This is a genomic window from Streptomyces sp. NPDC052023 (assembly GCF_044548465.1).
Classification (GTDB): Bacteria; Actinomycetota; Actinomycetes; order Streptomycetales; family Streptomycetaceae; genus Streptomyces.
In genome coordinates this window covers 221,633-229,260 of record NZ_JBIUBW010000002.1, presented here as the reverse complement: position 1 = coordinate 229,260, position 7,628 = coordinate 221,633, and the positions used below count along the sequence as shown (strand labels likewise).

5 protein-coding genes and 1 riboswitch are annotated in these 7,628 nt (G+C 69.5%); of the genes, 2 read left to right on the top strand and 3 right to left on the bottom strand.

Translation table 11 applies throughout. The features are described 5' to 3' along the window. Positions 1-450 precede the first annotated feature (450 nt). Positions 451-640: riboswitch (TPP riboswitch) on the top strand. Continuing rightward, positions 634-2,430 carry a phosphomethylpyrimidine synthase ThiC gene (thiC, locus tag ACIHCM_RS05150; RefSeq protein WP_399889296.1) on the top strand — a complete coding sequence of 599 codons (1,797 nt, stop codon included), beginning with the start codon at positions 634-636 and terminating at the stop codon, positions 2,428-2,430. (Overlaps the previous riboswitch by 7 nt.) Before the next feature lie 121 nt (positions 2,431-2,551). Here thiC and ACIHCM_RS05145 read toward each other — a convergent pair whose 3' ends face one another. The 3 genes from ACIHCM_RS05145 to ACIHCM_RS05135 all read right to left on the bottom strand — a co-directional run bounded on the left by ACIHCM_RS05145 (position 2,552) and on the right by ACIHCM_RS05135 (position 6,030). Next, a complete protein-coding gene (locus ACIHCM_RS05145) occupies positions 2,552-3,418 on the bottom strand; it encodes a hypothetical protein (RefSeq protein WP_399889293.1) in 867 nt (288 codons plus the stop codon). A gap of 192 nt (positions 3,419-3,610) precedes the next feature. Further along, a complete protein-coding gene (locus ACIHCM_RS05140) occupies positions 3,611-4,714 on the bottom strand; it encodes a metallophosphoesterase (protein WP_399889290.1) in 1,104 nt (367 codons plus the stop codon). A gap of 203 nt (positions 4,715-4,917) precedes the next feature. Then, positions 4,918-6,030: a LacI family DNA-binding transcriptional regulator gene (locus ACIHCM_RS05135; protein ID WP_399889287.1), complete on the bottom strand. Its 1,113-nt coding sequence runs from the start codon at positions 6,028-6,030 to the stop codon at positions 4,918-4,920. Positions 6,031-6,448: 418 nt separating this feature from the next. Here ACIHCM_RS05135 and hisC point away from each other — a divergent pair, with 418 nt between their 5' ends. Then, positions 6,449-7,528 (top strand): histidinol-phosphate transaminase, encoded by a 1,080-nt coding sequence (gene hisC, locus ACIHCM_RS05130; RefSeq protein ID WP_399889284.1) that lies wholly within the window; start codon positions 6,449-6,451, stop codon positions 7,526-7,528. Positions 7,529-7,628: the final 100 nt, after the last annotated feature.

Sequence of the window (7,628 nt, the reverse complement as noted above, 5' to 3'; positions counted from 1 at the left end):
CACCGAAGCCCGACCGGTCGCCGGGCCCGCCCCCCGGCCCGTCGCCCGGTCCGAAGTCAGCCCGGTCACGTGGACCCGAGCCGGATCCGCCACCCATGCCCACGCCACTCACGCCGCTGCCACCTACACCCATGCCGAAAGCGCCACCCCGGCCACGACCCGGAGCATTCCCTTGCCCGATGCCAGGAGCGGCACCACCCCGGCCACCGCCAGGAGCGTCCCCCCGCCCCGCCCCGGGCGCACCTCGACCCGCATCCGGCCCTCTGCCCGGAGCGGTGCCACCCCCGACCACGCCCGAGCCGCGTTCCGACCCCGTGCCGGAGCCGGTTCCGCGCGGCGGTTCTTGCGGCGGGAACGGGGGCTGCTGATTCGTGGTCACCGACCGATCATCGCAAGAACGGCGGGGCCCCTCTGTTCACCGCGCCCGAATTGACGCTAGCGTGGGGGCACCTTTGTAAACGCGGGAGCTCGGAGCACCGGGCTGAGAGGGCGCTGACCTTCGTCTTCGCGATGTTTCACGTGGAACGTGACTCGGCACGAGTGATGTTTCCCATGAAACGCCGGCAGACGGAAACCGCTGCGTCGACCGCCGAACCTGTTACCGGGTAATGCCGGCGTAGGGAGATCGGTCTCATGGCCAACAAGGACGCACGCACGCCTGCCTCCACCCAGGACGCGACCGAGGACGCGATCAACGGGGAGGCCGGGAAGTCCATCGGCTGGCACAAGGCATACGTCGAGGGCTCCCGCCCCGACCTGCAGGTGCCGGTCCGTCAGGTGCACCTCAGCAACGGGCAGTCGGTCACGCTGTACGACACATCAGGTCCGTACACCGATCCACTCGTCGAAACCGACGTCCGCCGCGGTCTGTCACCGCTGCGGGAGAACTGGATCATCGCCCGCGGCGACACCGAGGAGTACGCGGGCCGTCCCGTCCGTCCCGAGGACGACGGGATCAAGCACACCTCGCCTCGCGGCGGGCTGCGCAACCTCGACGCGGTCTTCCCCGGCCGCCCGCGCCTGCCGCGCCGCGGCCGGGACGGCCAGGCGGTCACGCAACTTGCCTATGCCCGACGGGGGGAGATCACGCCCGAGATGGAGTACGTGGCCATCCGGGAGAACGTCTCGCCCGAGGTCGTGCGCGAGGAGATCGCGGCGGGGCGGGCCGTTCTGCCCGCGAACGTGAACCACCCGGAGATCGAACCGATGATCATCGGCAAGCGGTTCCTGGTGAAGGTCAACGCCAACATCGGCAACTCCGCGGTCACGTCCTCCATCGAGGAGGAGGTCGAGAAGATGACCTGGGCGACCCGTTGGGGTGCCGACACGGTCATGGACCTGTCCACGGGCCGCAACATCCACACCACACGCGAGTGGGTGCTGCGCAACTCCCCCGTCCCCATCGGCACGGTGCCGCTCTACCAGGCGCTGGAGAAGGTCGACGGCCGGGCCGAGGAGCTGACCTGGGAGATCTACAAGGACACGGTCATCGAGCAGGCCGAGCAGGGCGTGGACTACATGACGGTCCACGCGGGCGTCCGTCTGGCGTATGTGCCGCTGACGGCGAACCGCAAGACCGGGATCGTCTCGCGCGGCGGCTCGATCATGGCGGCATGGTGCCTGGCGCACCACAAGGAGTCGTTCCTCTACGAGCACTTCGAGGAACTCTGCGAGATCCTCGCCGCCTACGACGTCACGTACTCGCTGGGCGACGGCCTCAGGCCGGGCTCGATCGCGGACGCCAACGACGAGGCGCAGTTCGCCGAACTGCGCACGCTCGGGGAACTCAACCGGATCGCGAAGCGCTGCAACGTACAGACCATGATCGAGGGCCCGGGACACGTCCCGATGCACAAGATCAAGGAGAACATCGACCTCCAGCAGGAGATCTGCGAGGAAGCTCCGTTCTACACGCTCGGCCCGCTGACGACGGACGTCGCCCCGGCGTACGACCACATCACCTCCGGCATCGGCGCCGCGATGATCGCCTGGTGGGGCACGGCCATGCTCTGCTACGTCACGCCCAAGGAGCACCTGGGCCTGCCCAACCGTGACGACGTCAAGACCGGCGTCATCACGTACAAGATCGCTGCCCACGCGGCCGATCTCGCCAAGGGGCACCCTGGTGCGCAGGAATGGGACGACGCGCTGTCCGACGCCCGGTTCGAGTTCCGCTGGGAGGATCAGTTCAACCTCGCCCTCGACCCGGACACGGCCCGTGAGTTCCATGACGAGACCCTCCCGGCCGAGCCCGCCAAGACGGCACACTTCTGCTCGATGTGCGGGCCGAAGTTCTGCTCGATGAAGATCTCCCAGGACATCCGCCGTGAACACGGCGGCACCCAGGCGGAGATCGAGCAGGGCATGGCCGAGAAGTCGAAGGAGTTCGCGGCGGCAGGCAACCGGGTGTATCTGCCGATCGCGGACTGACCCGGCCGAGGGGACGGGGGCGCAGGCCTGCGGCCCCGTCATCGTCTCGGTCCAGCCCGCATACGACAGCACACCGCGCCGGACCTGCGGCTTGCGCACCACGGGGGGCGCAAGCCGCAGGTCATTCCGGCTTGTGGTCCGGGCCTCCGAAATCCGGGCTGGAATAGTCCGGGCTCGTGAAGCTCGGGCGCGAGCCCGACGGGCCGTCACCGGGACTGGTGAAGCCCGGACGGTCGTAGCCCAGGTGCGGCATACGACTGGTCGGGATCTTCGGGGCCGCACGCTGCAGCGCGGCCGGATCAGGGGTGGCGAGGGCTTCCCGGAGGAACGGCAGGATGCCGTTCTCCAGCAAGGCCCGGCGCCAGGCCTCCCTGGCGCCTGCCACCTCTTGGCTGAGTTCGTCGTACGGTCCGGAATTCAGGGCCGGCCTGTTGCTCAAGGCGGTGAGCAACAGACCGACGGCGGCGAGCAGGATGGCGACCGCGGTCACGGCGCCGAACACCCACCCGGTGGTGACCATCGTCTGAGCGATGCCCGGCTCGGGGTCGAGCATCTTCAGCGTGTAGCCGACGAGCAGGAAGATCGCCGCGGCCGTTCCGGCCAGGACGGGTGCCAGGACCGCGATGATGGCCACGGCGCCCGCGCCGACGGTTTCGGCGGCGGCCTCTCCCATGGTGGTGGCGAGCCCCACGGCACCCGTACCCGGCTCGCTGGAGCCGGATTCGCGGGTGGTCGCCGGGGTGGACGGCGCCGGGCGGCGCAGTTCCTCGCGAACCTTCACGTAATGCTGGTACTCGGTCGCCGCGGCCGCCGTGATGAGTGCGGTGGCGTTGAGCGCCATGGTGCGCAGCTGTTCCGGGTTGAGCCGCTGTCCCACTGCGGCCAGTTCGGGCCGGTGGTGTGCGGAGCGCAGCGCCTCGTCGAGGAGCCGCTCGTAATCCTGGCGGTCCTCGCTCAACAGGTGCTGCGGAACGCTGTTCATGTGCATCCCCCGATGCTCCGTAGGGCTTGGGGCTCGCACGCTGACGAGCCGTCGGGCAGAAACGGAGGGGAGCCTGCTACGGATAAGGCGATGGTAGAGCGGTGACGGTGCGCCGTGACAGGGGGTTTCCAGAAATTGGCACCTGGCCTGCGCCGTAGTGCGCCGGCCGCCGTCCGGGTACGCCTGCCCCGGGAACGCTCAGTTATCCAGGGGCAGTTGCTGGACCAGCAGCTTTCCGGCCATGGTCACCCCGCCGTCCATCGCGATGGCCAGGCCGTCGGCGTACACGTGCGGCCCGTCGACCACCGGACCGGTGCTGTCCTCGCCGTCCTCGGAACCGACATCGCCGAGCAGATAGGGAATGGGGCTGTGGCCGTGAACGATGCGGGTACCGCCGTACGTATCGAGCAGTGAGCGCACGGCGTCGGCGCCGCCCTCGTCGCGGAAGGAGAAGCGTTTGGTGAACTTGCGGAACAGGTCCCAGACCTCGTCCGCGTCGTTACGGGTGAGGGCCTCGCGGACGTTGTCGTTGACGGCCTCGATGGAGTCGCCGTAGTCGAGGTACGCGGTGGTGTCCGAGTGCACGAGCAGGTGGCCGTCGGTCTCGGTGAGCGCGTCCAGGCGGGCCATCCACTGCAGATGGTGGTCCTGGAGGCGGTCCATGTCGGTCTTCTGGCCGCCGTTGAGCAGCCAGGCGGCCTGGAAGGTGGCGGTGCCCGCGCCGGAGTTGACGGGCGTGTCCCCGAACCGCTTGGCGCCGAGCAGCAGCAGCTCGTGGTTGCCCATCAAGGCCTTGCAGTAGCCGCCGGCCGCGGCGGCCTCGGCGGACAGCCGCATCACGAGGTCGATCACACCGATGCCGTCGGGGCCGCGGTCGGTGAAGTCGCCCAGGAACCACAGTCGCGCGGTGCCGGCGCACCATTGGCCGGCTTCGTCGATGAGGCCCTTGGCCCGCAGGGCGTCGAGCAGCTCGTCGAGATAGCCGTGCACGTCGCCGACGACGTACAGCGGGCCGGGACCGGTGGTGGACTGCGGCTGCTGCTCCGGCAGGGCTGACGGATCGACCGTCACCTGCACCGTGTCACCTCGGTTGATGACGGGCAGGTCGCGCTCCGTGGGCGTGTACGCCTCCGGATGCTCCACCGGCTCGGTGACGGGGCTCGCGACCTCACCGGGGTGCGCGCCGTCGACGTACGGACCGGTCTCGTGGACGTAAGCGGGCACCCGGAAGTCACGCAGCGTTGCCGTCCGCTCCACCTCGGGTCCCTGACCGGCCCCCTGAGTCATCGACCCCTCCACCATCGCGCCGCATCTGCACCTCGTCGGACTGCCTGGTCGCAGCGGCCCGCGGTGTCGTGGGCCCATCATAGGAATGCGGATCGCGCCGTGTGATGACCCAGGGGTGGTGAATCGGAACAGGGCGCAGGATCATCGCGGCTTTCACCCCGTTTGGGCCGGGCTATCCCTTGTCCGGTGGCCGTTCGACGTCACCCCGGCGTGGTGCGCTAGCCCTCCTCGGGCGCACGCGGCGGGCTGACGGTGGTGCGCGGGGCACGCCGCTGCGACGAGGTGCGCACGATCAGCTCGGTCGGTATGACCTGCTCGACCGACTGGTCCGAATCGACGCCTTCGATGGCGTCGATGAGCAGCTGGACCACGGCCGTGCCGATCCGGCGCGGCTTCAGGGAGAGCGTGGTGATGGGCGGCTCGGTGTTGGCGTACACGGTGGACTCGCTGCAGCACACGAGCAGCAGATCGTCGGGTACGCGCAATCCGTAGCGGCGGGCGGCGGCGAGCAGGTCGGTGCCGTTCGGGTCGAACAGGCCGTAGACGGCGTCCGGCCGGTCGGGCCGGGCGAGCAGACGGTCGGCGGCGACGGCGCCCGCACAGGGGTCGTGCGCGGGGTACGCCTCGTACACGGGGTCCTGCCCCACACGCTCGCACCAGCGCAGGTACGCCGTGGTGGACAGGTGGGTGTAGGTGTCAGTGGTGGTACCGGTCAGCAGGCCGATCCGGCGGGCGCCGGCCTCGGCGAGGTGGTCGAGGATGCCGAGCACCGCGGCCTCGTGGTCGTTGTCGACCCAGGCCGTGACCGGGAGCGCGCCGGCCGGGCGGCCGTCGGACACGACCGGTAAACCCTGTCTGACCAGTTCGCTGACGACCGGGTCCTGGTCGGAGGGGTCGATGACAACGGTGCCGTCGAGGGCGACGTTGGACCAGACGTCGTGACGGGAGGTCGCGGGCAGGATGACCAGGGCGTAGCCGCGGGCGAGCGCGGCTGAGGTGGCGGCGCGTGCCATCTCGGCGAAGTACGCGAACTCCGTGAAGGTGAAAGGTTCATCCCCGTACGTGGTCACCGTCAGACCGATCAGTCCGGACTTGCCGGTACGGAGGGTTCGGGCCGCGGCCGAGGGGCGGTACCCCAGCCGGTCGGCGACCTCGCGGACATGGCGCCGGGTGGCGTCCGGGAGCCGCCCCTTGCCGTTGAGGGCGTCGGAGACGGTCGTGATGGAGACCCCGGCGGCGGCGGCCACGTCTCTGATGCCCGCCCGGCCCGGCCGACTGCCTCGACGAGAGGTTTCCGCGCGGCTCACCTGGTGCTTCCCTGCTGCTGTCATGGCGAGCCGATAGTAGGGCTCATGCGGTGGGGTAGGGCGGACGCATATGCACCCGTTGACAGGCACGTTTCTGCAAGGTCAGAGGGCGTTAAATGCCTTTAAAAGTAAGGGAGTTGGCTTCACTCATTGAGGGACGTGACGTGTCGGCACGCACCGGCCTGCCAAGACCTCGATGTTTCGAAGAGGTCTCAACTCACCTGACCGGGCGATGCGCGCCAGGGCGTGAGCCACCGGCGCGTAGATATATGTGCGGCGCGCCCCCTGTTTCGTACGCCTTCATGCGGTGATGCCCCTGATGCCGTTGGGACGGATGTGGTGCGGACTCACCCATTCGCAGCCGCGCCGAATCCTCATAAGGTGAGAAGCATTGGAAGCCGGCGGCAGTCTGGGGCCGCCGGTGGTCGCGAGGAGGACTGCGGTGAGCGAGACGAGCCCCAAGCTGCGCGCCGAGCTGGAGGGGATTCCCACCTACAAGCCGGGGCGGCCGGCCGCGGCCGACGGCCCGGTGGCATACAAGCTGTCCTCCAACGAGAACCCCTATCCGCCGCTGCCCGGCGTGATGGAGCGCGTGACGGCCGCCGCCTCGTCCTTCAACCGCTACCCGGACATGTTCTGCACGGACCTGGTCAACGAGCTGTCCGACCGTTTCGGGGTCCCCGCCTCGCACCTGGCCACCGGTACCGGCTCCGTCGGTGTCGCCCAGCAACTCGTGCAGTCCACCAGCGGGCCCGGCGACGAGGTGATCTACGCCTGGCGCTCCTTCGAGGCGTACCCGATCATCACGCAGATCAGCGGCGCCACGTCCGTTCAGGTGCCGCTGACCCCGGGGGCCGTGCACGACCTGGAGGCGATGGCGGACGCCATCACGGACCGGACCCGGCTGATCTTCGTCTGCAACCCCAACAACCCCACCGGCACGGTCGTACGGCGGGCCGAGCTGGAGCGCTTCCTGGACCGGGTACCGGGTGACGTGCTGGTCGTGCTGGACGAGGCGTACCGCGAGTTCATCCGCGACCCCGAGGTGCCGGACGGCTGTGAGCTGTACCGGGAGCGGCCCAACGTCTGTGTCCTGCGGACGTTTTCCAAGGCGTACGGCCTCGCCGGGCTGCGCGTCGGGTTCGCCATCGCGCATGAACCGGTGGCCGCCGCGCTGCGCAAGACGGCGGTCCCGTTCGGGGTGAGCCGGCTCGCGCAGGAGGCGGCGATCGCATCTCTGCGTGCCGAGGACGAACTGCTCGGCCGGGTCGGGTCGCTGGTGTGCGAGCGCAACCGCGTGGTCGAGGGGTTGCGCGACCAGGGATGGACGGCACCCGAGACCCAGGCCAACTTCGTGTGGCTGCCGCTGGGTGAGCACACGGTCGCCTTCGCGGCGGCATGCGAGCAGGCGGGCGTGATCGTGCGGCCGTTCCCTGGTGAGGGCGTGCGCGTGACCATCGGGGAGGCCGAGGGGAACGACATCTTCCTGAAGGTGACGGAAGGGTTCCTCAAGAACCTCTGAGGCCGGGGGAGGCGGCGACCGCGACGGCACGGCCGGGGGCGGTCGCCCCTACCTTGGCTTGAATCCCGCCCTGCCGACGCTGCATGGCGGTGCGTGCATG

What these genes read in the sequence shown, in the direction of transcription:
- ACIHCM_RS05140 (WP_399889290.1), bottom strand. Translation starts at nt 4,714, where the DNA reads ATGGTGGAGGGGTCGATGACTCAGGGGGCCGGTCAGGGACCCGAGGTG.
- thiC (WP_399889296.1), top strand. Translation starts at nt 634, where the DNA reads ATGGCCAACAAGGACGCACGCACGCCTGCCTCCACCCAGGACGCGACC.
- ACIHCM_RS05135 (WP_399889287.1), bottom strand. Translation starts at nt 6,030, where the DNA reads ATGACAGCAGCAGGGAAGCACCAGGTGAGCCGCGCGGAAACCTCTCGT.
- ACIHCM_RS05145 (WP_399889293.1), bottom strand. Translation starts at nt 3,418, where the DNA reads ATGCACATGAACAGCGTTCCGCAGCACCTGTTGAGCGAGGACCGCCAG.